The organism is Solibacillus merdavium, from assembly GCF_014836935.1.
In the GTDB taxonomy this organism is placed as follows: Bacteria; Bacillota; Bacilli; order Bacillales_A; family Planococcaceae; genus Solibacillus; species Solibacillus ferritrahens.
In genome coordinates this window covers 20,632-46,569 of the sequence record NZ_JACSPW010000022.1, presented here as the reverse complement: position 1 = coordinate 46,569, position 25,938 = coordinate 20,632, and the positions used below count along the sequence as shown (strand labels likewise).

Genomic DNA, 25,938 nt, shown 5'->3' with positions numbered 1-25,938 from the left:
AACACGGAAGTTAAGCTCTTTAGCGCCGATGGTAGTTGGGGGCTTCCCCCTGTGAGAGTAGGACGTCGCTTCGCACACGTAAAACCACTGATTCCTCAGTGGTTTTTTTGTTGTTAAAGCATATTATGGTTTCTTTCAAAAAAAATGATTCATATCATCTACCTCTATTTCTACTAAATAACAAGATTAGATGCCTGTTGCTTGAAAATAACGAATTGTTTCGTTAAAGTCATAGCATAGCAAAAGGAGGAATTAAGGTATGAAAGCACTTTTTGAAAAGGTAAAACTAAATGAAAAGATTGAACTTAGAAATCGCTTTGTAATGGCCCCAATGACAACTTATTCGGGTAACGAAGATGATACGGTTTCAGATGAAGAGATTACTTATTATAAAGAACGTGCTTCAGGAGCTGGCATGATTATTACGGCATGTGCATATGTTGCGGCAAATGGAAAGGCCTTTCCAGGGCAAATAGCAGCTCATGAGGATCACTATATACCAAGTCTACAAAGAATTGCACAAGCTATTCAGCAAGGTGGCGCGAAGGCTGTTCTGCAAATTCACCATGGGGGTCGTCAATCCCTTCAGGACTTAGTTCCAGATGGGGATGTTGTAAGCGCAAGTACAGCTATTACAATAGAGAAAAATGAAGCACGATCATTAACTCTCGATGAAACAAAACAACTTATAAAAGCATATGGAGAAGCGACAAGACGAGCGATTCAAGCAGGCTTTGATGGTGTTGAAATTCATGGGGCGAATACGTATTTAATTCAACAATTCTTTTCAGCATATACGAATAAAAGAAATGATGAATATGGTGGAACGATAGATAAACGAATGCGTTTCCCATTAGAGATAGTTGAAGAAGTATTAAATGTTAGAAATATGTATGCAGATGATTCGTTCATTGTTGGCTATCGATTTAGTCCAGAAGAGCCAGAGGAAGGTGGAATTACGATGGATGATACTATCGTGTTAGTAAATGAATTAGCTAAAACAGAGCTAACGTATTTACATATTTCACTTGGAGATTTCCGCTCAGAGACACATCGCTATGAAAAGGGACAACAGAATCGAATCTCGGCTATTCAAAGTTTATTAGATGGAAGAAAGCCTTTGATTGGTGTTGGTTCAATATATACAGTTGAAGAGGCAGAACAAGCATTACAGCTAGGGGCAGATTTAGTTGCGCTTGGTCGTGCATTACTTATTGAACCACACTGGGTTGAAAAAGTAGAAAAGGGAGAGCAAGTTTATACAGCATACAATGAGAATGTTGATACTGTACTTCCAAGTCCATTACTAAAAAGGTTGAAATCTAGACCGGGATGGGTTCCGGGTTTTTAATTAAAGGTAATTATAAAAGGTTTAGTAAGGGGGTTAAGTCCTTTACTAAGCCTTTTTTATATTGCGAAAATGTTTTGTAGTGCAATGTTGCGGGAAAAGTTCGCTATATACATAGTGAAGGAGGGATACTGATGAATAAAAAGGGTTTCTTTATCTACCTATCTATTTGTCTTGTTTTCTTTCTAATGATGATGGTTTCTGCATGTACTGATGAAATTTTGGAGATTGAAGAAGGTAATACATATAGCTGGCAGAAGTATATGAATGAAGAAGAATATAATAAACTGAAAGAAGGTATGTCGTATCTGGAGGTAGTGCGGATTACAGGTGGCGCAGGTGAAGAAATTGACAGTGGAGTTTATGAGTGGAATGATGAATTTTTACTAACAAAGGCTTATCGTCTTCAGTTTAATGAGGATGCTTTAGTTCAAAAGGAAATAGTAGAACGGAAAGGTCACTCTTCACGTTAAAATAGATCTTATAGGCATTTTGCTTATAAGATTTTTTCTTTTTAAATACCTGAACCTAAGTTTTCATGTGTAAACATTATCTAGGAGTAATACATTTTGAACAATTGCCTCAGTTCAAGTAAACTAGAGATAATTGATTTTTTGTGGAAGGAAGCAAATTACATGATATATGAAAAATATATAGATACTCTAGAGGAGACGCAAGTACTTGCGATAAGACTGGCAGGTTTAGTTCATCCCCAGTATACAATTACTCTTGAAGGGGACTTAGGTGCTGGCAAAACGACTTTTACACAGAGTTTTGCAAAGGGACTTGGTGTAAAACGAACAGTTAATAGCCCAACATTTACGATTATGAAACAGTATGAAGGACGGATTCCACTGAATCATTTAGATGTCTATCGATTAGCCGATAGCGATGAAGATTTAGGATGGGAGGAAATTTTTTTTGGTGATGCGGTTACAGTTGTAGAATGGGCCCATTTAATTGATGAGGATTTACCAGAGGAACGTTTAGCAATAGAAATTACACGTATTGATGAAACAAAACGTAAGTTTATATTGAAACCAATTGGCGAAAAATATATTCGCCTTTGTGAGGAGTTATTAAAATGATTTGGTTAGGAATTGAAACAGCAAATGCACCGCTTTCTGTCGCAATTGTGAACGAAAATAAAGTGCTGGCAGAAGTTGTACAAAATATAAAGTTAACACATTCAGTTGGGGCAATGCCTGCAATTGAAGAAGTAATAAAAAAAGCAGGATTATTACCAGCAGATATCGAGGCTATTGCTGTTTCGGAAGGACCTGGCTCCTATACAGGTGTCCGTATTGGCGTTACCCTTGCCAAAACTTTTGCGTGGTCATTGAAAAAACCTTTAGTAGGTGTTTCTAGCTTAAAAGTACTGGCTGCCAATGCCAGTACTTCTAATTATGCGATTTGTTCTTTAATCGATGCACGTCGTCAAAATGTATATGCAGCGGTTTATGAATCAGGTAGTTTAAATACAGTGATTGAAGATTATCACGATCATATAGACGGTTTATTACAAAAGCTTCAACAACTTAATCGACCAATTTTATTTATAGGGAGCGATGTAGAAATATACTTCGAAAAAATTCAGCATGAATTAGGAGATTTAGCCATAAGAGCGCCTTATACAATGGATTTACCGAGAGCTTCTGAATTGGTTGCCTTAGCACAACAGATGCCATTACCTGCTATTGGAGCGGTTCATGAATTTGTTCCCCAATATCGCCGTATTGCAGAAGCAGAAGCGAACTGGATTAAGGAACAGAAAAAGGAGCAACACTAATGGTACAGTATCGTAAAATGACAATTGATGATGTTCCGGCTGTCCATGCAATCGAGCTTGCCACATTTCCAACACCATGGACATTAGAATCGTTTTACTATGAGATGACAGAAAATCAATTTTCTCATTACTTAGTAGCGGAAAGCGAAACAGGCGAAATTATCGGTTTTTGTGGTATATGGCTTGTCATTGATGCTGCACAAATTACAAATGTAGCTGTGGTAGATTCTGTACGTGGTCAAGGTATTGGTGAAGGGCTTATGCGTGAGGCATTACGAATAGCCAATGAAGCTAATATGGATGTAATGAGTTTAGAAGTACGTGTAACAAATACGGTTGCACAAAATTTATATCGCAAGCTTGGATTCCAAGAAGGTGGGCTTCGCAAAGGCTACTATACGGATAATCATGAAGATGCGTTAGTAATGTGGGTGAAATTATAATGGATAACTATATATTAGCAATAGAAACAAGTTGTGATGAAACAGCAGCAGCAATTATTAAAAATGGTACAGAAATTATTTCAAATGTCGTGTCATCGCAAATTGACAGTCATAAACGCTTTGGAGGAGTTGTACCTGAAATTGCGTCACGTCATCATGTCGAACAGGTAACAATTGTATTAGAAGAAGCATTAAATCAGGCGAATATGGAACCAAAGGATTTAACTGCTGTGGCCGTAACAGAAGGTCCTGGTTTAGTAGGAGCTTTATTAATCGGGATTAATGCGGCAAAGGCTTTTGCATTTATTCACGGCTTACCGTTAATTGGTACCCACCATATTGCGGGACATATTTATGCAAACAATCTAATACAGCCTATGGAATTTCCATTGTTGGCTTTAGTTGTTTCAGGTGGACATACGGAGCTTGTCTTAATGCGTGAACATGGTTCCTTTGAAGTGATAGGTGAAACTCGAGATGATGCGGCAGGCGAAGCGTATGATAAAGTAGCACGTGTATTGAATATGCCATATCCAGGAGGACCACATATTGACCGTTTAGCGCACGAAGCAACCGAAGCAGTACCTTTTCCTCGTGTATGGTTGGAGGAAGGATCCTATGATTTTAGCTTTAGTGGCTTAAAATCGGCTGTTATCAATTACAAGCATAATATGGATCAGCGCGGGGAAGAAATTATTCCTGAGAAAGTCGCAAAAGGATTCCAAGATAGTGTAGTGGAAGTATTAACAGCGAAAACATTACGCGCGGCACGTGAATTTCATGTAAAACAAGTTATTGCAGCTGGTGGCGTATCAGCAAATAAAGGGCTACGTACGGCATTGGAGAACGCTTTTAAAGAAGAAGGTATTCCGTTTTACGTACCTCCTTTAAAATTATGCACGGATAATGCTGCAATGATTGGTGCAGCTGCCTATGAAATGTATCAAGCAGGTGTTCGTGGGAATTTAGCTATGAATGGACGTCCTGGTATGGAACTAACAAGTTGGAAATAAGAACCAAAGTCATGATAGATCGGAATGATTTCATTTCCGTTCTATCATGCTTTTTTATTTAAGAGAATAAAGTAATCAGTATTTCAGTGTATTGCAATAATATAAGAAAGTCGAAACTAATAATTTATGATAGATAAATCTTATTTATAACAAGATTTTATCCAATGTTCAATTTTTCTGAAAATTATCCACAGATAAAGTTGATAAATCATAAAAAAGTTGTACGAACATGCGTACTTATGCACAAAGTGTGTATAACTTGTGGAAAACATGTGATTTATCTATATATAGTGGTGGCTTTTTCACATCGGATTGTGTATAACTTTGATTTTAATTGTGGATAATGTGGAAAACTATGTTGATATGTTGGTAGAACTAGATTTGTAATGTGAATAAAACTGTGGAGAAATTTGTAGAAATTTGGCGTATTGACCTATATATATGATTAATATGTAAATAGATTATTTATAGAATTAGTATTATACAATAATAATGAAAAATAGAGTTTTTATGTGAAAAAGATGCCAACAGCAAAAAGAGAGTGCCCAAAATTTCTTCTGGACACTCCCTTATTATAGTTGTTCTAATTCGTCATTTAGTTCAAGCCATTCCATTTCAAGTTCCTCATGTTGCTGCTTTACTTCATTTAATTCGGATTGAATCAATAGTGTTTTTTCATGGTCTGAGTAAATAGCGGGATCACAAAGTTGTTCTTCAAATACGGCGATAGTTTCAGCTAAAGCATTCATTTTCACTTCAAGTTCCTCGACAGCGCGGCGAATTTGGCGTTCCCTCTTTTTCGTGTCTTTATCAATCATAGACGTCGATTTCGAAGGGGCGCTTTTCTCAGTCGTATTTTTTTCTGAGGTAAGACTTTGCATTGCAGCTAGCTCTTGAAGTTCTTCTTTTTTCTCTAAATAATAGTCATAGTCTCCTAAATATTCAAAAGAACCTGTGCTGGAAAGTTCAATGACTTTAGTTGCGATCCGGTTAATGAAATAACGGTCGTGTGAAACGAATAAAAGTGTGCCAGGATAATCGATTAATGCATTTTCCAATATTTCTTTACTGTCTAAGTCTAAATGGTTTGTAGGCTCATCTAGTACTAGAAAGTTTGATTTTTGCATCATTAATTTTGCTAGTGCAAGACGAGCCTTTTCGCCACCGGACAGTGAGTTTACAGATTTGGCAACATCATCACCACTGAAAAGGAAGCGCCCTAAAATATTGCGAATATCCTTTTCATTTAATAATGGCCATTCATCCCAAAGTTCACTTAATACAGATTTATTGGAATGGAGTTTTGCCTGTTCCTGATCATAGTAGCCAATATGGACATTGGTACCGTAACGAATATCTCCCGCAAGTGCCTGTATATCCTTGACAATTGTTTTTAATAATGTAGATTTACCCACACCGTTTGGTCCAACAAGTGCAATGCGGTCTTCCCTAAATACTCGCATTCGAATATTCGTTGAAATTTCCTCTTTAGAAAAGCCAATTGATAAATCATCGATGGATAGTACATCGTTTCCGCTTTGACGCTCAATAGTAAAGCCGAAGTTCGCACTTTTCTCATCACCATCCGGAGAGTCCATCCAATTTGTTTTTTCCAATACTTTACGACGAGACTGTGCCATTTTTGTTGTTGAGGCGCGTGCTAAGTTTTTTTGAATGAATGTTTCGAGCTTTGATTTTTCATCCATCTGGCGTTCATACATTTTTAAATCCCGTTCATAGTTTTTCGCCTTTTCCTCTAAATAGCCACTATAATTTCCAATATATTTCGATACTTTCGTACGTGATACTTCATAAACAATCGACACTACTTGGTCTAAAAAGTATCGGTCATGTGAAACGATTAAAATTGCCCCTTCATAACCTTTTAAATATCCTTCCAGCCATGACAATGTCTCGATATCCAAATGGTTTGTGGGCTCGTCCAAAATTAGTAAGTCAGGCTTTGATAAAAGAAGCTTTGCAAGTGCCAAGCGTGTCCTTTGTCCGCCGGAAAGTGAGCGGATCGGCTTATCGTAGTCCTCAGGGAAAAACTGCATCCCATGTAATACGGAACGTGTATCTGCTTCATATTGATAGCCGCCTGCATCTTTGAAATCATGCTGTAATTGGTCATATTCTCCAGTAATCCGTGTATATTGTTCAGTATTCTCATAGATGCTTGGATCTGCCATTTGTTTTTCCAACTGGCGCAGCTTCTGTTCTTGATTTTTTAGGGTAGTGAAAATTGTCATCATTTCGTCCCAAATAGATAACTCTGAATCGATTCCTGCATGCTGCTCCAAATAACCGAGCCGAACATCTTTCGGAATAATAATTTCACCTGAGTCATAACTCATTTGCCCAGCAATTATTTTTAATAGCGTTGATTTTCCTGCACCGTTTCGACCCACTAATGCAATGCGATCACGGTGTTGAACTTCTAGCTTTACACCACTTAAAATTTCATCGGTAATAAAGGATTTATATAATTGATTTACTTGTAAGACAATCATTTTTACACCTCAGTTTCTCCTACTTAGTTTAATGGATGGGAACATCGTACGCAACGATGGATACTTTACTTGTTGCTACTAGTTTAGTAAGATTAACTTGCTTCTGCTCAAATAGGGGGAGCTCAGGCAAAGAGTGTTACATCGTGTTGCAATGCCTGAATGATCAACATCATGTTGGCAACAATTTTCAAATGTACATAGGAGGAGAATGTGTGAAACCAGATATAAAAATTCCACAAGCAACGACAAAAAGACTTCCTCTTTATTATCGGTTTTTAAAAAACTTCTCAAATGAAGGTAAAAAGCGTATTTCATCACAAGAATTAAGTGATGCGATGAAAATAGATTCAGCAACGATTCGACGTGATTTTTCTTATTTTGGGGCTCTCGGTAAAAAGGGGTATGGCTATGACGTACAATATTTGCTAGAGTTTTTCCGTCAAACATTGGATCAGGATGAGGCAATGAATGTTGCGTTAATAGGGGTCGGGAACCTAGGGAATGGTCTACTTAAATATAATTTCCAAAAAAATCATAATACGCGTATTGTTGTCGCATTTGATACAAAAGCACCTTTTGAAGGAACGACAATTAGCGATATCCCTGTATTCCATCCAGATCGTTTAGAGGAAATGTATGAAGAGTTTGGCGCAGAGTTAGCAATTCTTACTGTTCCATCACGTTCTGCCCAAATGATGACAGATCGCCTTGTTAAAATGAATGCAAAAGGTATACTAAATTTTACGCCTGTACGATTATCCGTACCCGAAACATTAAAAGTAATGAATATAGATTTGTCGGTAGAATTACAGGCACTTATTTATTTAGTACGAAATTCAGGTTAGTAACAAATTGTTCACATTAGTATAAATAGCAAATTCTAGTTAATTACTGTAAAATGTACATAATAATAGAGGAGGTGGCTATAGTGGTTGTGCATCTAAATGCGATTGGACCTGTGAGCCTAATTATCATTGGACTTATTGCTTTATTAATTTTTGGACCAAAAAAATTGCCATCATTAGGTCGTGCAATGGGGACAACTTTACGCGAGTTCCGTAGCGCTACGAAAGGCTTGACAGATGACGATGATGATTTTGAGAACAAGAAAAAGGTTATTGAACATAAAGAGAACGAAAAAAACGACGTTAAGTAAATAAGGAAGTCATACTATGAATTCAAGAGAATTAACTGTAGTTGAACATATGGATGAGCTTAGAAAACGCTTATTTTTCGTGGCGATTTTCTTTGTAATGGCTCTTTTCGTAGGATTCTATACAGCTAAACCACTAATTCGACACATTCAACAAAGCGATTTAGCTACTAGTTTTTCCATGAATGCATTTAGCCCGGCGGATCCTTTAACTGTTTATTTACAAGTAACCTTTATTGTGGCGGCAGTCATTGTTTCTCCGATTTTGCTATACCAGCTATGGGCTTTTATTACTCCAGGCTTGCATGAAATGGAACGCAAAGCAACGTTGAAGTATATCCCTTATGCATTTGTTTTAGGTATTGGAGGAATTACCTTTGCCTACTATATATTATTCCCGTTTATTATGCGCTTTATGACGGAATTATCGGCAGATTTGAATATTACACAAACAATTGGCATTAATGAATTTTTCTCTTTTTTAATAAAGCTAGTAGTACCATTTGGTATACTATTTCAATTGCCTGTTGTTACGTTATTTATATCCCGTCTTGGTATTATTAATCCTAAGCTCATGATAAAGTTTCGTAAGTATGCATACTTTGTATTGATCGTTATTTCGGTATTGCTGGCACCGCCTGATCTAGTATCGAATATTATTATTGCGATTCCACTTTTTATTTTATATGAGATAAGCATTGTCATTTCCCGTATCGGCTATCGGAAATACGAAGTGGCGGAAAAGGAACGCATATTGGAAGAGGAAGAACGTGAGCGTGAGCTGCAAGTAGAAGAGTTGCTTGAACAGCAACGTCGACAAATGGAGCAAATGAATAGTTGATGTAAAACGCTATCAAAAGGGATAGCGTTTTTTTATTGAATTATATTATGGAATGGAAAAACCCGCTATTTCTATCCATAGCGGGTTTAAAATTACGCTTGAAACTTATCTGCATTCATCTGCACAAATGTCACGAACCCATTTAAAAGGATATGTGCAATAATCGGTGTGAGAAGCCGCTTTGTTTTATAATATAAAAACGCGAATATCATACCGCAAATTGTATAAAGTAAAATATGTGTGAAGTCCATATGAATGGCAGCAAAGACGATGGCACTAACAATGCTTGCTATCCAGAAATTATAATTTTGTATAATAGAACCGAAAATAACACGGCGGAATACGAGTTCTTCCAAAATTGGTCCTAAAAATACGGTAGCAACAATCATGATAGGTGCTACTTTTGTGACATTCATAATCGCCTCTGTATTTTCCGAGCCCATATCAATTCCTAAAGCGAGCTCAATATATGCTCCGATTGTTTGCCCTAAAAATACGAGGAAAAATCCAATAATACCCCAACCGATTGATGCGCCAATCGATGCTTTTTCTCCTTTAAAAACATCCCAAAATTGCTTATTGCGGGAAATTAAAATAAAACTCACGACAAAAGCAATCCCAAACGAAATCGTTGACCACCAAGCAGATAATTTAATAAGCTGATCTTGCTCAGACACTCCAGAAAAAAGTTGTAAAAGGGAATCTTTTAAACTAGGAATGAATATAAGTATTAAGACTGATAACTGACAAATGATATAAGTTAATAACACATAAAATGCAGTTTTCTGTGTTTTAAACTTAGAAGATGAGGTAGATGTCACGGATTAATAACCTTCTTTCTAAATATTAACAGCAGGAAATTCTTCACAAAAAACGTGTGAATATGCCGTATATTTTATTATACATTTAAGCAAGGACTATTATGTTATAGCCTTTTTCATACATTACTTCTTTTATTGTAGAGGAATTTGGTAATAAAACAAAATTTTTTAATGCACATACTTGCAAAAAAATATAGAATTCATTAAACTAATAAATGTGTTAGCACTCGACAATCGAGAGTGCTAAAAAGAAAATTTCTTTAGGAGGTTGTTTCAATTGTTAAGACCATTAGGAGATCGCATCATTATCGAACTTGTTGAGGTAGAGGAAAAAACGGCATTTGGTATCGTATTACCCGACTCAGCAAAAGAAAAACCACAAACTGGTAAAGTAGTGGCTGTAGGTACAGGTCGTGTTCTTGACAACGGCACTCGTCTTGAGCTTGACGTAAAAGAAGGCGACGAAATTATCTTCTCTAAATTCTCTGGTACGGAAGTGAAGTACGACGGCGTAGAATATTTAATTATACGTGAGAGCGATGTACTTGCAATTGTCGGATAATTCCAAATTAAAATGTAATTTTGCAGCTAGTTATACATAATCAACTTTACTAGCTGCTCATCTTCATAAAAAAATTAATTGAAATAATTGATCGCAAATTTTAGGAGGAAAATGAATTATGGCAAAAGATATTAAGTTTTCAGAAGAAGCACGTTCATTAATGGCATCTGGTGTAGATAAGTTAGCTAACGCTGTAAAAGTAACTTTAGGACCTAAAGGACGTAACGTTGTTTTGGAGAAAAAATTCGGTTCTCCACTTATTACAAATGACGGTGTATCAATTGCAAAAGAAATTGAATTAGAAAATGCATTTGAAAACATGGGTGCAAAATTAGTAGCGGAAGTTGCTTCTAAAACGAATGAAATCGCAGGTGACGGTACAACTACTGCAACAGTTTTAGCACAAGCTATGATCCGTGAAGGTCTTAAAAACGTAACAGCTGGTGCAAACCCTGTTGGTATCCGTAAAGGTATGGATAAAGCTGTTGCTGCTGCATTAACAGAACTTCAAGCTATTTCACGTCCAGTTGAAAATAAAGAATCAATTGCACAAGTAGCGGCAATCTCTTCAGCAGATGAAGAAATTGGTCAATACATTGCAGATGCAATGGAGCGCGTAGGAAACGACGGCGTTATTACAATTGAAGAATCAAAAGGTTTTACAACAGAATTAGATGTAGTGGAAGGTATGCAATTTGACCGTGGCTATGCATCACACTACATGGTAACAGACACAGATAAAATGGAAGCGGTATTAGATAACCCATTCATTTTAATTACAGATAAAAAAATCGCTAACATTCAAGAAATTTTACCAGTGTTAGAGCAAGTAGTACAACAAGGTCGTCCAATTTTAATTATTGCTGAAGATGTTGAAGGGGAAGCTCTTGCAACATTAGTAGTAAATAAATTACGTGGTACATTCAACGCAGTAGCGGTAAAAGCTCCAGGCTTCGGTGACCGTCGTAAAGCAATGTTAGAAGATATTGCTGTATTAACTGGTGGACAAGTAATTACACAAGATCTTGGCTTAGATTTAAAATCAGCGGATTTATCATCTTTAGGTCGTGCTGCTAAAGTTATCGTATCAAAAGATAACACAACAATCGTTGAAGGTGCTGGTAACACAGATGCAGTAGCTAGTCGTGTAAACCAAATCCGCGCACAACTTGCTGAAACAACTTCTGAATTTGATAAAGAAAAATTACAAGAGCGTTTAGCAAAATTAGCTGGTGGGGTTGCAGTTATTAAAGTTGGTGCAGCAACAGAAACAGAATTAAAAGAACGAAAATTACGTATCGAAGACGCATTGAACTCAACACGTGCAGCAGTAGAAGAAGGTATAGTATCAGGTGGTGGTACAGCACTTCTAAATGTTTACGCGGCAGTTGAAAAAGTATTAGAACAAGTAGAAGGCGATGTAGCAACGGGTGTACGTATTATTTTACGTGCATTAGAAGAGCCAGTACGTCAAATTGCTGAAAACGCTGGTTTAGAAGGTTCAATCATCGTTGACCGCCTAAAACGTGAAGAAATAGGAATCGGCTTTAACGCAGCAACAGGCGAGTGGGTAAACATGATTGAAGCAGGTGTAGTTGACCCAGCAAAAGTTACACGTTCAGCATTACAAAATGCAGCTTCTGTAGCTTCACTATTCTTAACAACTGAAGCAGTGGTTGCAGATATTCCAGAACCAGCAGGATCAGGTATGCCGGATATGGGCGGCATGGGTATGCCAGGAATGATGTAATTCGTAATTAATCATTATCCGAAATTAATATAGACAGCCTTAATTGGAGTTAAAACATCGTATGGTTATGAAGTCATACGATGTTTTTTGTCTATAACAAACAATATAAGAAGATTTTGTTTTTTTACAACCAATAATTTATAATATGAACAAGTTACATAATAAGGGGGAAACTGGATGAAAAGATTCTCATTTTTTGTAGTAGTACTATTGGTATTGCAACTAATACTGCCTTTTTCTACAACGGTAAGTGCTGAAGAAAATAGTGATTTATTGAACTATTTAGCGCTTGGAGATTCATTAGCAGCAGGGATGAATGAAAATAGTGAAATTGGACTCGGTTATGCCGATCTAATCGCTAAAAGTTATATGGATGAGCAAGAGGGAATCCTGTTTAACAAAGGGTTTTCTTACCCTGGCTATACAACTGTAAATGTACTAAACGATATTGTAGAAAATGTCACAAAGCCAATGTATGATCTAAATGGTCAGTCAGAAAAAACAGCTTCCATTAAGCAGGCAATTCAGGAAGCAGACCTAATTACATTAAGTGTAGGTGCAAATGATATATTGAAATATGTGACTCGCTCAGAGACAGGCGGTATTACATTTGATGCAGCAGGTGTTTTAAAAGGAGTACAGGAAGTATCATCGAACTATGATAAGATTTTCAATACTATTTATTCGATTAATCCGAATGTTGATATTATCGTAATGGGACTTTACAATCCATTTCCCGCTATACAAGATCCAGTTATCCAAACACAATTAAATATGCTTGTAACAACGATAAACAATTCAATCAAAAATATAGTAGAAACAAATAAAGGTATCTTTTCAGAAGTAGCCCAATTAATTGCAGCTGATTCGAAAGCGTACCTTCCTAACCCTGCAAATATTCATTTAAGTGAAGCAGGCTATAAAGTGGTCGCAGATAAGATGATGAATGATTATTTAAATTCCATCATTAAAGAAGTAGAAGAAACAATTCCGGAAGAGGAAATTAAAGAAGCACCGTTCCAGGATATTAAAAACCATTGGGGTAAAGAATATATTGATATTGCATATACTAAAGGCTTTATGAATGGGTACGAAGATGGCTCCTTTAAACCAAATGCGAATATGACACGTGTGCAGGTGATATCGGTTATTTCACGTGCTTTTGAATTAAAGGCAACAAAACCTGCCCCATTTAAAGACATTAGCCATTACGCTCAGCAAACGCAAAATCAAATTGCCGCAGCATACGAAGCCGGCTTAGTACGTGAAAATGACGGATATTTCAATCCACAAGGCAATATTACGCGCTCGCAGTTAGCTTTAATTTTATTGCGTCTATCAAATGCTTTGGCTGAAGAAGAATATAAACCGGAAGAGCTTGCTCTATTTAAAGACATCGAGAACTATGCTTACGAAACACAAGCAGCTATTACCTATTTATTTGAGAATGAGATTGTACAAGGAACGAGTGCCACTACATTCTCACCACAAGGTAATGTTACACGCGCACAATTAGCAAAAATTCTCGTACTTACAAATTCAAACGAATAAAAAAACGAGCGTTGAATGGACGGGGATCCATTTAGCGCTCGTTTTTTCGAGACGAGATAACAAAAGTCAACTCGTCGGAAGAAAGGGTACATTCCTACTCAGAAGAGCATGAAATGTCTTTCAAATATATCATTGCAAAAACGGGGATTTTTGCAAGGGGACACTATTTTATCTTAATACACTTACTTTGAGTAATTCTACTCTTTCCACTTTAAACCTTCAAAGAAGCGGTAAATTTCTTCAAACACTAATTCACGTTCTTTACCTAATGTTAATATATGTCCGGAATTAATGAAAGTTTTAATTGATTTAATTCGTGAATTTACTGAACTATATATTAGATCGGCACTTTCACAATAATATTCATCATCTTCAAAACCGCGTAAAATATGAACAGGTGTTTCAATGACATTTAACTTTTCGCTTGTTTCATTAATCATGCTCTGTAAATAATTTAAAGACGGCATTTTCATGAGTTCAGCAATTTTAGTATGGCTATCTACTGTTTCGTCATACGTACCTGATAACTTTTTATAGTTAATCGCATATTCAACAATTCGATTTTGCAGACTATCCGTTGATTTTGACATTGCTGGAGCAGACATTGTAACAATTGCCTTTGTTGGTCGTTCTTCTCCAAGCTTTAATGAGAAAATACCTCCAAGGGAAACACCTGCTACTGCGATTTCTTCATAGCCACGATTACGTAAATCATCATAGCCTTCGATTACACTATCCCACCACTCAGTTGGTTGAGATTGGATTAATAAGTCAGGACCACCGCCATGACCTTTATATAATGGTGCATGAACTGTGTAGTTACGATCCGCTAAATATTTTCCTAAACGTTTTACATCATTTGTATTTCCAGTAAATCCATGCAGTAATAAAACAGCACGTTTACCGGCTTCCATTGTAAAAGGTTTCGGCGCGATGAGTTTCATTGTCTATTAGACCCCTTTGTAAAATTAATTATGTCCATTTTATAAAAATTTATAAAAACTATTGAAATTTTAAATTATTTTTGTTATGAAAACTAGCTGCTATCGCTTATTATAAAGAGTATAGATATATAAGTACAATTTATTATTCTTATTGTTTTGAGTCGAAAAAGTTATGAATAATGTGGGGGTTGAATTATGGAGATTGAACAGCTTCAATATTTCAAAACCGTTGCTACAATGCAACATATGACACGTGCGGCTGAAGTTTTAGCTATTTCCCAGCCAGCGTTAAGTAAGTCAATAGCGAATATCGAACAGCATCTCGGTGTGCCACTATTTAACCGTGAAGGTCGTTCGATTTATTTAAATCGATTTGGTGAACTTTTTTTGCAAAGTGTAAATGTGATTTTAGATGAATATGATCGTATTAAAGAGGAATTTGAAGATATTATTAAGCCAGGTTCAGGAGAAGTGTCGTTTGGTTTTATTCATACACTCGGTATGGAAGTAGTTCCTGAATTAATCGCTTCAACGAGCGCGGCATTTCCGAATATGCATTTTTCTTTGACGCAGGCTACTTCACTAAATTTAATGAAAAGGTTGGAAGAAGGGGCCATTGATTTGTGCCTATCTCAAAAAATAGAATCAAAGGTAATTGAAATAGAAACAGAAGAATTGTTTGTTGAGGAACTTTTCGTAATTGTTCCGACAACACATCCATTAGCTATGCAAGAATCGGTAAAGCTCGATGAAGTAAAAAATGAACCATTTATTGCGATAAAAAAAGGCAACTCGCTGCGACAGTTAGTGGATGAATTTTTTTTAGATGCGGGGATTGAGCTTAATACAACATTTGCTGCTGAAGAAATGCATACAGTGGCAGGATTTGTTGGAGCTGGGATGGGTATTTCCCTTATTCCAAATATTAAGGGGCTTGACCATTACAAAGTAAAAAGGCTAAAGGTTGATCCGCCGTGCTATCGTTCCGTTGGTGTTTCTTGGGCAAAAAATCGCTATCTACCACCTGCTGTTGTTGAATTCAGACAATATTTATTAAATTATTTTCAGCAAAGGGAAGTTTGAAATGATGGACAAGCGTACTGAATTTTTTGGATGGTTTAAGCAACAAGGATTAGATAATATAGAGCTATGGCTTGAGGAGTTCGAATTAGCGGAAAAGGGTATGGAAAAAGCAATGATCAATGTTGCTTTATTATATAAACAGTATGGATTTTTTGAGGAAATGTACAATTTACTTACTACAGTCAGTGAACATAAAAATTCAGAGGCGATGTATGAGCTGGCGAATTGTTATATTGAAGGACTTGGTGGAAAAGGCAGTGAACAGCAAGCATTCTCATTGTATAAAGACGCAGCAAATTTAGGTCACCGCGATGCGATGAATAATTTAGCTGATATGTACTTCAATGGGGAAGCTACAGAAGTGGACGAAAAAAAAGCGTTCCTTTGGTTTGAAAAAGCAGCGAAACATGGTGTACCAGAAGCGATGTATACGTTGGGAATTATGTATGAGCAAGGTTTGGGTACCCAATGCAATGCATCACTAGCTTTGGAATATTATAAACGCAGTGCCGATCTTCAATATGCAGAGGCTAAATATCGCCTTGGTATGATTTTCTATTCAGGGGAACTTGGTCAACAACAGAACGATAAAGAAGCAATCGAGTGGTTTAGAAAAGCGAGCGAGCATTACCATGTCGATGCGATTTATAACTTAGGTTACTGTTATGAGCATGGTCATGGTGTTATTCAGGATGTAGACAGAGCAATGACTTATTACAAGCAGGCTAGTATGCTGGGCGATAGAGAAGCTACTAAAAGAATAGTAATCTATTACGAACAAATAAATCTTAAAGAAGCTGCTAAGTGGCGTGAAAAATTGGAAAGCCTTGAAAGCTTTAAAGGATTTGATGAAAATTAATCATATTTCATAGTAATTTGTATGTTTAGTTTCCTAATAAATTTGGGAATGTAATCAATAGGGGAAAGTGATAAGGAGGGGAATTTTTATGTTTATGTTTGCAGTACCGCATATCTCTTCTAATGACAGTGAAGATGTTATTCAAAAATTACAGCAAATTCTATTGGAGCAACGTGAAAGTTTAACAACGCTTTGTACAATTGTTGAATATTTAAGAGAATATGTCCAAACTGGATTAGAAAATAAAGATGTCATCAAATACAATCAACGAATCCAAATGATGACCTATAAACAAACAGATCGTTATAATGAGATTGATCATCTCATTAATAAAAATATTATCGAAATTAAAAAAGGTAAAACTAAAGATAACACCGCTTTAACATTTGGCAAAGAGGTCAGGAAGATTGAATCAGGTTTTCGAACGCTAAAGCTATTCACTTGTGATGTTATTAATATGTTGGATTCCAATAAACATATCGAAAATCGTAGTATAGAGCGCATACGTTATTTTGATAAGCGTTCAGCATCGCTAGAAGCGGAAATTATTTCCCTGACACAGCAACTATCTTTTAAATAAGAATAACCTGCTCCATCAAAATGGAAATGAGAAGCAATCCTATTAAAAATTAATTAGTAGGATTGCTTTTATTGTAACAATTTGCTAAATTATACAAGATAACAAGCGGTACTATTTTAAATTGAGGCTTTGGTTTTACTTTTAAGTAACAAGGGAATTTATACATTTACATTGTTTCCAATTACATAGTATACAAAAGGAAATACCAATAGGGTGAGGATGGAAACATATGTTTTTTAAAAAAAAGGATATAGAGAATCAGGAAGATTTATCAATACATAATGAGGTAATGTTAGCGTATGTATCTGATGAGGAATTAAGGACACAAATTCAAATGTTAGGCTTAACAAAAGAAGATTTAAAATACTTGAAAGTAATGAAACCGTATGTTGATAATAACATCGAACATATTGTAGATAACTTTTATAAAAAACTAGGTCTGGAAAATAGTTTGGTTGAAATAATTAATAAACATAGCTCAGTTGACCGTTTGAAAGGTACTTTGAAAACCCATATTTGCGAAATGTTTAGTGGAATTATTGACGATACGTACTTTGAGAAACGAAAAAAAATTGCGCGTATCCATGTACATATTGGATTAAAAACGAAATGGTATATGACGGCCTTTTCAAACCTATTAATAGATTTTATTCATTTAGTAAATGTAAATATTAAGAACGACGAGCAACGTTTTCTTACGCTTGCAGCCATATCGAAAATATTAAACCTAGAGCAGCAAGTTGTTTTAGAAGAATATGAAGCAGTAGTGGAAAGAAAGGAAGAAAAGCTAGTAGAGGAAAAACGTAAAATAGGAAATGCTATTATTGAATCTTCCTCTAATTTAGCGACAATGTCTGAGCAAACAAATGCATCGTTCCAACAACTGAGTGCACAATCCATGGTCATTGTATCCCATTCGAAAAAAGCGAGTGATATTTCATCGGTGGCTACAGAACAGGCAAATCAAGGGAAAGCTCAAGTTCAGCATCAATCAGAGAGTATGACTGCAATCAATCAATCAGTAGCAACGATTTCGTCAGAAATAGATAAACTAGCTGACATATCAAAAGAGATGGAATCCACGATGGGTATAGTAACAAACATTGCGAATCAAACTAATTTATTGGCGCTAAATGCAGCGATAGAAGCAGCCCGTGCTGGAGAAGCTGGTAAAGGCTTTGGTGTTGTAGCCGGGGAAGTGCGGAAACTATCGGAGCAGACGAAAAATTCAGCAATAAATGTAGAGGGACTGTTGCAAAATACAGATATCCGAACGACAAAGCTACTCGAATCATTGCAGGAAATAAAAGCAGCGATACTTATCGGGGAAGAAAGTATGAAATCTACTGAAGTTCAGTTTAATGCTATTGTTAATTCAATGGTTGAGACGAAAAAGCAAAATGATTTAGTCGAGCAAGAGGTGGGGCTAATTGGAGACGTTATAGTAGAACTTGCGGGTGCCTTTGATTTAGTAACAAATTCTGCAGATTCATTGGCGCAAATTTCGCACGACTTAGAATAACTTAAAAGAAAGCTATGCGAAAGGTTCTTCCTTTTTGCATAGCTTTTTAATTTGAAATTATAAGCGATGACTTTAAATTTTGAAAATTGTTTTATCTGCCTGTCCATATCTCTGGTGAAAACGATTATACTAAGAGAAGAAAAAGTGAACGAAATAGGAGAGAACAACATGAAAACAGTAGTAGTTGTAGGTGGCGGGATTACTGGATTATGTACGATGCACTATTTAAAAAATCAAATGCATGAAAAGAATATTGAAGCGCGGTTAGTATTAATAGAGAAAAATCAGTATTTAGGCGGAAAAATACATTCAGAGTATGAAGAGGGATTTATTATGGAAACCGGTGCGGATTCCATTGTAGCGCGTCATCCCAATGTGCTAGAGCTAGTGAAAGAGCTTAACTTTGAATCGGAGCTTGTTTATAACGAAACAGGCATTTCTTACATTCATACTAATAATGAGCTGCATGCTATTCCCGCAGGGTCAACATTCGGCATTCCGATGAGTGTGGAATCACTTATGTCGAGCACGTTAATTTCAGAAGAAGGAAAGAAAAGGGCATTACAGGATATTGAAATTCCAAATAAAGATTTTACAAAGGAAAGTTCAATTGGTTCATTTTTAGAATATTTTTTAGGTGAAGAAATTGTGCAAAAACAAATTGCTCCTGTATTGGCAGGGGTTTATTCAGGTGATTTATATCAGCTGAGCTTAGCGTCAACGTTACCTTATTTAGTAGATTATAAAAATAATTATGGGTCGATTATGAATGGTTTTGAAGCAAATCGCGAGCAGTTTGAAAAAGCAGCAGATAAGAAGTTTATTTCTTTTCGAAAGGGTTTATCTACATTAATTGACCGTCTTGAAGAGCAGTTGCCAGAAGTGGAATTCATAAAAAGGACCGCAACAGAGCTAATACGAAAAGTAGGCAGACAGTATGAAGTCGTTTTAGAAAACGAAACGATTATAGCGGATATCGTTGTTCTTGCCGTACCAAATGATACAGTACGTACTGTATTGCAAGACGACAATTTGGATGTACAGCTTGAAAAGTTTACAACGGCATCTGCTTTAACGATGTATGTTGGCTTTGATGTACCGGACAATGTTTTACCAGCAGACGGTACAGGTTTTATTGTCTCCCATAATAGTGATTTAGTATGCAATGCATCTACATGGACAAGTCGTAAATGGAAGCATACGTCAGCAGAAGGGAATCTGCTCGTTCGTTTATTTTATAAAAACATTAATCCGCGATATGAAGAGCTGGTAGCAATGCCTGATGAAGAGTTGAAGAAAGTCGCAATGGAGGATATCCGATTAAGTTTGGGTATTGAAGCGAAACCGACCGTCGTAAATGTTACGAAATGGATCAATCAGATGCCCCGTTATGATTTAGCGCATAATGAAGCGTTATCAAAAGTTGTAGATTATTTACAAGTGCACTACCCGAATCTGCTTTTAGCTGGATGTTCCTACTTTGGGGTAGGGATTGGTGCATGTATTCAAAATGGTAAAAAAACGGCGGAACAAATTATTACACGAATTATGTAAAGAAATACTTTATTCGGCTAAAGGGTATTGACGTCTTATTTAGATAACGATATGATTACTTAAATAATTTTTAATTTTAAATTTTAGAAAAATTCATATAATTTCTTATCGAGAGAAGTTGAGGGACTGGCCCGTTGAAACTTCAGCAACCAACATTATGTCAGGTGCTAAATCCAGTGGCGATTGCCAGAAGATGAGAAGGGATTAAGTTGACGACTGACAACTATCAAGCCTTCTTTTGCTTAATGAAAGAAGGCTTTTTTGTATTAAAAATATACTGAAAATACTGTGAATGATGGAGTGGAAGCAATGGGTTTACTACAAGATTTAAAAACACGCGTTTTAACGGCGGATGGAGCAATTGGAACTTTACTTTATTCCTATGGGTTGGATTACTGCCATGAGGAAATGAATATTGCACGGCCTGAAATTATCGAGAAAATTCATAGTGAATATATTGCTGTAGGTGCAGACATTATTCAAACAAATACATATGGAGCGAATGCGATTAAGTTAGCTCGATATGGTTTTGAAAGTCGTGTAAAGGAATTTAACGAAGCTGCGCTGAAGATTGCGAAGCGAGCAGCTGCTCCGGGGGGACAGTATGTTCTGGCAACAATCGGTGGCATTCGAGGGATTCGAAAAAGTGATGCAACATTAGATGAAATCTTAGCTGCCTTTCAAGAGCAAGTGGAAGTATTACTAGCTGGTGAACCGGATGGATTCTTACTGGAAACGTATTACGATTTTGAAGAATTATCGCATTGTGTCCATCTATTACGTTCAATGACCGATTTACCGATTATTGCACAAGTAACGATGCAGGAGCCAGGTGTACTTCAAAATCAAATGACATTAAACGAAGCACTACAAGACCTTGAACGAGTAGGTGCAGATATTGTTGGAAGCAATTGCCGTTTAGGGCCATTTCATACAATTCAGGCTTTTGAAGGGGTAAATCTACCTAAAACCGCCTTTCTATCGGCATACCCAAATGCTTCTCTTTTAGATATAGAAGATGGGCGTGTTGTATATGAATCAGAAACCGATTATTTTGCACGTGCAGCTGTAGAGCTTGTAAACCAAGGGGTGCGTTTAATTGGTGGTTGTTGTGGGACTACGCCGAAGCATATAGCAGCAGTAAAAAAATATTTAGCAAATTTAACGCCAGTTGAAACAAAAGAGGAAAAGCATGGCCATACGCAATTTGTTCGTATTGCAGAACCTCGAAAGCAGGAACCGCTTCATGAAAAAGCAAAACGTGAGCGTTCTGTTATTGTGGAGCTTGATACACCACGACATCTTGAAATTGAAGGCTTTGTTGAAGGGGCAAAACAATTGGCGAACGCAGGGGCGGACGTTATTATGATGGCCGATAATTCGCTTGCTTCACCCCGTATAAGCAATATTGCGATGGCGGCTATTTTGAAGGAACATGGTATTCGTTCATTGCCGCATTTAACATGTCGTGACCGTAATTTAATTGGTCTTCAATCGCATTTAATGGGACTGAATGCTTTGGAGCTACATGATATTCTTGTCATAACAGGAGACCCGACGAAAGTTGGAGACTTCCCGGGTGCAACGAGTGTATATGATGTGTCTTCAATGGAGCTAATTTCGTTAATTAAGCAGTTAAATAAAGGTGGTTCATTTACAGGGAAATCGTTAAGAAAACAAGCCGATTTTTCTGTGGCCGCTGCATTTAATCCGAATGTGCGTGTACTGGACCGTGCAGTAGCCCGTTTAGAGAAGAAAATTGAACATGGTGCCGATTATTTCATTTCGCAGCCGGTTTATACGAAAGAAAAAATAATCGAAATTTATGAGGCGACGAAGCATTTGGATACGCCGATTTATATTGGAATTATGCCGCTTACCTCATCACGCAGTGCAGAGTTTTTACACCATGAAGTGCCGGGGATTAAACTATCTGATGAAGTACTTGCTCGTATGGCAGCCTGTGGGGACGATAAAGATGCAGCTACAGCAGAAGGCATTGCCATTGCGAAAGAATTGCTCGATACAGCGTGCAAATACTTTAATGGGATTTATTTAATTACCCCGTTCTTACGTTATGAAATGACACTGGAATTAATGGAATATGTAAAACAATATGATGTGGAAAGTAAAGGAGTTCAGTCAAATGTATAATCACCCAATTCATGAGCAATTACAAAAAAGAATCTTAATCATCGATGGTGCCATGGGGACGATGCTTCAGGCAGAAAATTTAACATATGAAGACTTTGGTGGAGAAGAATTAGACGGTTGTAATGAAAACCTGGTGCTGACAAGACCTGATGTATTAGGTAAGATTCACCGCGAATACTTAGCTGCAGGGGCAGACATTATTTGTACAAATACGTTTGGAGGTACACCGCTCGTTTTAAATGAGTATGATTTAGGAGATAAGGCAGTTGAAATTAATAAGAATGCAGTCAAAATCGCATTACAAGCTGCGAAAGAATTTTCAACAGCAGAATGGCCACGTTTTGTCGCAGGTGCAATCGGCCCTACGACAAAAACATTGTCGGTAACAGGCGGTATTACATTTGAAGAGCTAGAAGAAAACTTTTATATCCAAGCAAAAGCATTAACTGAAGCAGGGGCAGATTTAATTTTGCTTGAAACTTCTCAAGATATGCTTAATGTGAAAGCGGGGACGATTGCAATCCACCGGGCATTTGAGGAGCTTGGTAAAGAGCTGCCAGTTATGATTTCAGGGACAATTGAGCCAATGGGAACAACGCTTGCTGGACAATCAATTGAGGCATTTTATATCTCGATTGAACATATTAAACCATTGTCTGTCGGATTAAACTGTGCGACAGGTCCGGAATTTATGACCGATCATATTCGTTCGTTGGCAGAGCTTTCGACTGGTTATATTAGTTGTTACCCAAATGCCGGTTTACCGGATGAGGAAGGTTGTTATCATGAAACGCCGGATTCATTATCCAAAAAATTGAAAGGTTTCGCAGAAAAAGGCTGGCTAAACATTGTCGGCGGATGTTGCGGGACGACACCTGCGCATATTGCAGCAATTCGAAAAGCAGTAGAAGGCCATAAACCACGCGAGCCGAAAGCCATTACACATGGACATGTCGTATCGGGTATTGAGCCTTTGCAATATGATGAATCGATGCGTCCGTTATTTATCGGAGAGCGAACAAACGTAATTGGTTCGCGTAAATTTAAAAACTTGATTGTTGACGGGAAGTTTGAGGAAGCAGCGGAAATTGCACGTGCGCAAGTGAAGAATGGGGCGCATGTAATTGATATTTGTTTAGCAAACCCAGACCGTGATGAAGTAGAAGATATGAAAAATTTTATGCAGGAAGTTGTAAAAAAGGTAAAGGTGCCACTCGTAATAGATTCAACCGACGAAAAAGTAATGGAAGTTGCACTAAAGTTCTCGCAAGGTAAAGCGATTATCAACTCCATTAACTTGGAAGATGGGGAAGAGCGCTTTGATGCGGTAATGCCACTTGTGAAAAAATACGGTGCCGCACTTGTTGTAGGAACAATTGATGAAACGGGAATGGCAGTTACACGCGAGAAAAAACTGGAAGTTGCCAAGCGTTCATACGAGCTGCTTACGGAAAAATGGGGGATGGCAGCAGAGGATATTATCTTTGACCCGCTAATGTTCCCAGTTGGTACAGGCGATGAACAATATATTGGTGCCGCTGAGGAAACAATTGAAGGAATTCGCCTCATTAAAGAACATTTACCTGGCTGTTTAACAGTACTCGGTGTAAGTAATGTTTCGTTCGGTTTACCACCAGTAGGTCGTGAAGTGTTAAATGCGGTGTATTTATACCACTGTACACAAGCAGGTTTGGACTATGCAATCGTAAATACTGAAAAGCTAGAGCGGTATGCATCGATTCCGGAACAGGAAATCAAACTGGCGAACGATTTAATATTCAATACAAATGATGAAACACTGGCTGTATTTACAGACTTTTATCGTGACAAAAAGAAGGATGCAGTCGTTAAAGAATTACCGGCAACAGTAGAAGAACGCCTCGCGTATTACATATTAGAAGGTACGAAAGAAGGCTTAATTGAAGATCTAAATGCGGCACTTGAAAAATTCGATGCCCCACTTGATATTATAAATGGTCCGTTAATGGCAGGAATGGCAGAGGTAGGCCGGTTATTTAATGAAAACCAATTAATTGTAGCTGAAGTACTTCAAAGTGCAGGTGTCATGAAAGCAGCAGTCGCTCATTTAGAGCAATTTATGGAAAAGGGCGATACGAGTGCTAATAAAGGAACAATGGTATTAGCAACTGTTAAAGGTGACGTACATGATATCGGAAAAAACTTAGTCGATATTATATTAAGTAATAACGGTTTTCGTGTTGTTGATTTAGGGATTAAAGTAACGCCAGCCCAGCTTATTGAAGCAATTCGTAAAGAAAAGCCGGATTTTATCGGTTTATCGGGATTACTCGTAAAATCAGCTCAGCAAATGGTCATTACAGCACAGGACTTCAAAGAAGCAGGCATTGATGTGCCGATTTTAGTAGGGGGGGCAGCATTATCCCGACGCTTTACAGAAACAAAAATTGCCGCTCAATATGATGGACCTGTCATTTATTCAAAAGATGCGATGCAAGGGTTAGAACAGGCAAATCGCTTAATGAATGTAAATGAGCGTGAAGTACTATTGGAAGAGTTACGTGATTCTCGGGAAAAACGACTGGAATCAGACGCAAAACGCGCGGCTCGACCAGTTGCAGTTGCCGTTAAGCCAGTTCGTACAGTGAAGGATGCGGAAGTGTGGAAGCCGAAAGATTTTGTGCCGCATATTAAACCAGAATACTCTATTGCCCATTTACACCCATATGTAAATATGCGTACATTAATCGGGCATCACTTAGGGTTAAAGGGTAATTTAGAGCAAATGCTTGCTGATCAGGATGACCGTGCAATTTTATTGAATGATTTAGTAAATCAATATTTGAAAAGTAATGTATTAAGCGCATCAGGTATGTATCAGTTTTTCCCTGCTCAATCAGATGGTGATGATGTAGTTGTATATAGTCCTGAAGATGCGAAAACAGAAATCCAGCGTTTTACGTTCCCGCGCCAGCAGGTTGAGCCATTCCTATGCTTGTCGGATTACCTGAAGTCGGTCGATAGCGGAGAGATGGATTACATTGCATTAATGGTCGTGACAGCAGGTAAAGGTGTGAGCAAACAGGCAAATGAGTTGAAAGAAGCAGGAAAATTTTTGGAAAGCCATGCATTGCAGGCGACTGCACTAGAACTTGCTGAAGGTTTTGCTGAACGTATTCACCAGGAAATACGTGATCAATGGGGCTTCCCAGATGCGACAGATTTTACAATGCGTGATAGATTTGCTGCTAAATACCAAGGGCAACGTTTCAGCTTCGGTTATCCTGCATGTCCAAATTTAGAAGATCAGGAAAAGCTATTTCATCTATTAAAGCCAGAAAAAATTGGTGTACAATTAACAGAGGGCTTTATGATGGAACCTGAAGCAAGTGTATCAGCGATTGTGTTTGCACATCCGGATGCACGCTACTTCAACGTATAATTCAAAAGCCGTTTCGCCGCATTTTAGGGTGATGCGG

General features: G+C 37.3%; 22 protein-coding genes, 1 rRNA gene and 1 riboswitch. Of the genes, 20 read left to right on the top strand and 3 right to left on the bottom strand.

Features of this window, described 5'->3' with window-relative positions; genetic code table 11:
• From rrf to tsaD, 7 genes are all read left to right on the top strand, one after another.
• Window positions 1-74 (top strand): 5S ribosomal RNA (gene rrf / locus H9632_RS19165); the annotation flags it as partial.
• A 185-nt stretch (window positions 75-259) separates the two neighbouring features.
• Window positions 260-1,351, top strand: coding sequence for an NADH-dependent flavin oxidoreductase (locus tag H9632_RS17060; RefSeq protein WP_191705268.1), 1,092 nt, complete (start codon window positions 260-262; stop codon window positions 1,349-1,351).
• Between the two features lie 131 nt (window positions 1,352-1,482).
• On the top strand, window positions 1,483-1,821 hold the full coding sequence (locus H9632_RS17055; protein ID WP_191705267.1) for a hypothetical protein: 339 nt from the start codon (window positions 1,483-1,485) through the stop codon (window positions 1,819-1,821).
• Window positions 1,822-1,983: 162 nt separating this feature from the next.
• On the top strand, window positions 1,984-2,436 hold the full coding sequence (gene tsaE / locus H9632_RS17050) for a tRNA (adenosine(37)-N6)-threonylcarbamoyltransferase complex ATPase subunit type 1 TsaE (protein ID WP_191705266.1): 453 nt from the start codon (window positions 1,984-1,986) through the stop codon (window positions 2,434-2,436).
• On the top strand, window positions 2,433-3,137 hold the full coding sequence (gene tsaB / locus H9632_RS17045) for a tRNA (adenosine(37)-N6)-threonylcarbamoyltransferase complex dimerization subunit type 1 TsaB (protein WP_191705265.1): 705 nt from the start codon (window positions 2,433-2,435) through the stop codon (window positions 3,135-3,137). The genes tsaE and tsaB overlap by 4 nt, the downstream gene beginning before the upstream one ends.
• The gene (rimI, locus tag H9632_RS17040; RefSeq protein ID WP_191705264.1) at window positions 3,137-3,580 is read left to right on the top strand and encodes a ribosomal protein S18-alanine N-acetyltransferase; all 444 of its coding nucleotides are present in this window, start codon (window positions 3,137-3,139) and stop codon (window positions 3,578-3,580) included. The genes tsaB and rimI overlap by 1 nt, the downstream gene beginning before the upstream one ends.
• Window positions 3,580-4,593, top strand: coding sequence for a tRNA (adenosine(37)-N6)-threonylcarbamoyltransferase complex transferase subunit TsaD (tsaD, locus tag H9632_RS17035; RefSeq protein WP_191705263.1), 1,014 nt, complete (start codon window positions 3,580-3,582; stop codon window positions 4,591-4,593). Before rimI ends, tsaD begins: the two co-directional genes overlap by 1 nt.
• Window positions 4,594-5,165: 572 nt before the next feature.
• Here tsaD and abc-f read toward each other — a convergent pair.
• The gene (gene abc-f / locus H9632_RS17030; protein WP_191705262.1) at window positions 5,166-7,106 is read right to left on the bottom strand and encodes a ribosomal protection-like ABC-F family protein; all 1,941 of its coding nucleotides are present in this window, start codon (window positions 7,104-7,106) and stop codon (window positions 5,166-5,168) included.
• Window positions 7,107-7,318: 212 nt separating this feature from the next.
• Here abc-f and H9632_RS17025 point away from each other — a divergent pair, with 212 nt between their 5' ends.
• The 3 genes from H9632_RS17025 to tatC all read left to right on the top strand — a co-directional run bounded on the left by H9632_RS17025 (window position 7,319) and on the right by tatC (window position 9,100).
• Window positions 7,319-7,951, top strand: a complete 633-nt coding sequence (locus H9632_RS17025) for a redox-sensing transcriptional repressor Rex (RefSeq protein ID WP_191705261.1) — start codon at window positions 7,319-7,321, stop codon at window positions 7,949-7,951.
• Between the two features lie 83 nt (window positions 7,952-8,034).
• Window positions 8,035-8,262 (top strand): twin-arginine translocase TatA/TatE family subunit, encoded by a 228-nt coding sequence (gene tatA, locus H9632_RS17020; RefSeq protein WP_318247714.1) that lies wholly within the window; start codon window positions 8,035-8,037, stop codon window positions 8,260-8,262.
• Between the two features lie 16 nt (window positions 8,263-8,278).
• A complete protein-coding gene (gene tatC, locus H9632_RS17015) occupies window positions 8,279-9,100 on the top strand; it encodes a twin-arginine translocase subunit TatC (RefSeq protein WP_191705259.1) in 822 nt (273 codons plus the stop codon).
• A 92-nt stretch (window positions 9,101-9,192) separates the two neighbouring features.
• Here tatC and H9632_RS19100 read toward each other — a convergent pair whose 3' ends face one another.
• A complete protein-coding gene (locus H9632_RS19100; protein ID WP_191705258.1) occupies window positions 9,193-9,921 on the bottom strand; it encodes a CPBP family intramembrane glutamic endopeptidase in 729 nt (242 codons plus the stop codon).
• Between the two features lie 277 nt (window positions 9,922-10,198).
• On the opposite strand from H9632_RS19100, the gene groES reads away from it, so the two are divergent.
• From groES to H9632_RS16995, 3 genes are all read left to right on the top strand, one after another.
• The gene (gene groES / locus H9632_RS17005) at window positions 10,199-10,483 is read left to right on the top strand and encodes a co-chaperone GroES (protein WP_191705257.1); all 285 of its coding nucleotides are present in this window, start codon (window positions 10,199-10,201) and stop codon (window positions 10,481-10,483) included.
• A gap of 118 nt (window positions 10,484-10,601) precedes the next feature.
• The gene (gene groL / locus H9632_RS17000) at window positions 10,602-12,233 is read left to right on the top strand and encodes a chaperonin GroEL (RefSeq protein WP_191705256.1); all 1,632 of its coding nucleotides are present in this window, start codon (window positions 10,602-10,604) and stop codon (window positions 12,231-12,233) included.
• Between the two features lie 177 nt (window positions 12,234-12,410).
• A complete protein-coding gene (locus H9632_RS16995; RefSeq protein ID WP_191705255.1) occupies window positions 12,411-13,784 on the top strand; it encodes an S-layer homology domain-containing protein in 1,374 nt (457 codons plus the stop codon).
• A gap of 197 nt (window positions 13,785-13,981) precedes the next feature.
• Here H9632_RS16995 and H9632_RS16990 read toward each other — a convergent pair whose 3' ends face one another.
• Window positions 13,982-14,728 carry an alpha/beta hydrolase gene (locus H9632_RS16990; protein ID WP_191701825.1) on the bottom strand — a complete coding sequence of 249 codons (747 nt, stop codon included), beginning with the start codon at window positions 14,726-14,728 and terminating at the stop codon, window positions 13,982-13,984.
• A 195-nt stretch (window positions 14,729-14,923) separates the two neighbouring features.
• On the opposite strand from H9632_RS16990, the gene H9632_RS16985 reads away from it, so the two are divergent.
• From H9632_RS16985 to metH, 7 genes are all read left to right on the top strand, one after another.
• A complete protein-coding gene (locus tag H9632_RS16985) occupies window positions 14,924-15,811 on the top strand; it encodes a LysR family transcriptional regulator (RefSeq protein WP_191705254.1) in 888 nt (295 codons plus the stop codon).
• Between the two features lies 1 nt (window position 15,812).
• On the top strand, window positions 15,813-16,670 hold the full coding sequence (locus tag H9632_RS16980; protein ID WP_225223897.1) for a tetratricopeptide repeat protein: 858 nt from the start codon (window positions 15,813-15,815) through the stop codon (window positions 16,668-16,670).
• Between the two features lie 88 nt (window positions 16,671-16,758).
• The gene (locus tag H9632_RS16975; RefSeq protein WP_191705253.1) at window positions 16,759-17,250 is read left to right on the top strand and encodes a chemotaxis protein; all 492 of its coding nucleotides are present in this window, start codon (window positions 16,759-16,761) and stop codon (window positions 17,248-17,250) included.
• A 229-nt stretch (window positions 17,251-17,479) separates the two neighbouring features.
• Window positions 17,480-18,772, top strand: coding sequence for a globin-coupled sensor protein (locus tag H9632_RS16970; protein WP_191705252.1), 1,293 nt, complete (start codon window positions 17,480-17,482; stop codon window positions 18,770-18,772).
• 168 nt (window positions 18,773-18,940) lie between these two features.
• On the top strand, window positions 18,941-20,326 hold the full coding sequence (gene hemG, locus H9632_RS16965; RefSeq protein ID WP_191705251.1) for a protoporphyrinogen oxidase: 1,386 nt from the start codon (window positions 18,941-18,943) through the stop codon (window positions 20,324-20,326).
• Window positions 20,327-20,428: 102 nt separating this feature from the next.
• A riboswitch (SAM riboswitch) is annotated at window positions 20,429-20,526 on the top strand.
• A gap of 109 nt (window positions 20,527-20,635) precedes the next feature.
• Window positions 20,636-22,480 carry a bifunctional homocysteine S-methyltransferase/methylenetetrahydrofolate reductase gene (locus tag H9632_RS16960; protein WP_191705250.1) on the top strand — a complete coding sequence of 615 codons (1,845 nt, stop codon included), beginning with the start codon at window positions 20,636-20,638 and terminating at the stop codon, window positions 22,478-22,480.
• A complete protein-coding gene (gene metH, locus H9632_RS16955; protein WP_191705249.1) occupies window positions 22,473-25,901 on the top strand; it encodes a methionine synthase in 3,429 nt (1,142 codons plus the stop codon). The genes H9632_RS16960 and metH overlap by 8 nt, the downstream gene beginning before the upstream one ends.
• Window positions 25,902-25,938 lie beyond the last annotated feature (37 nt).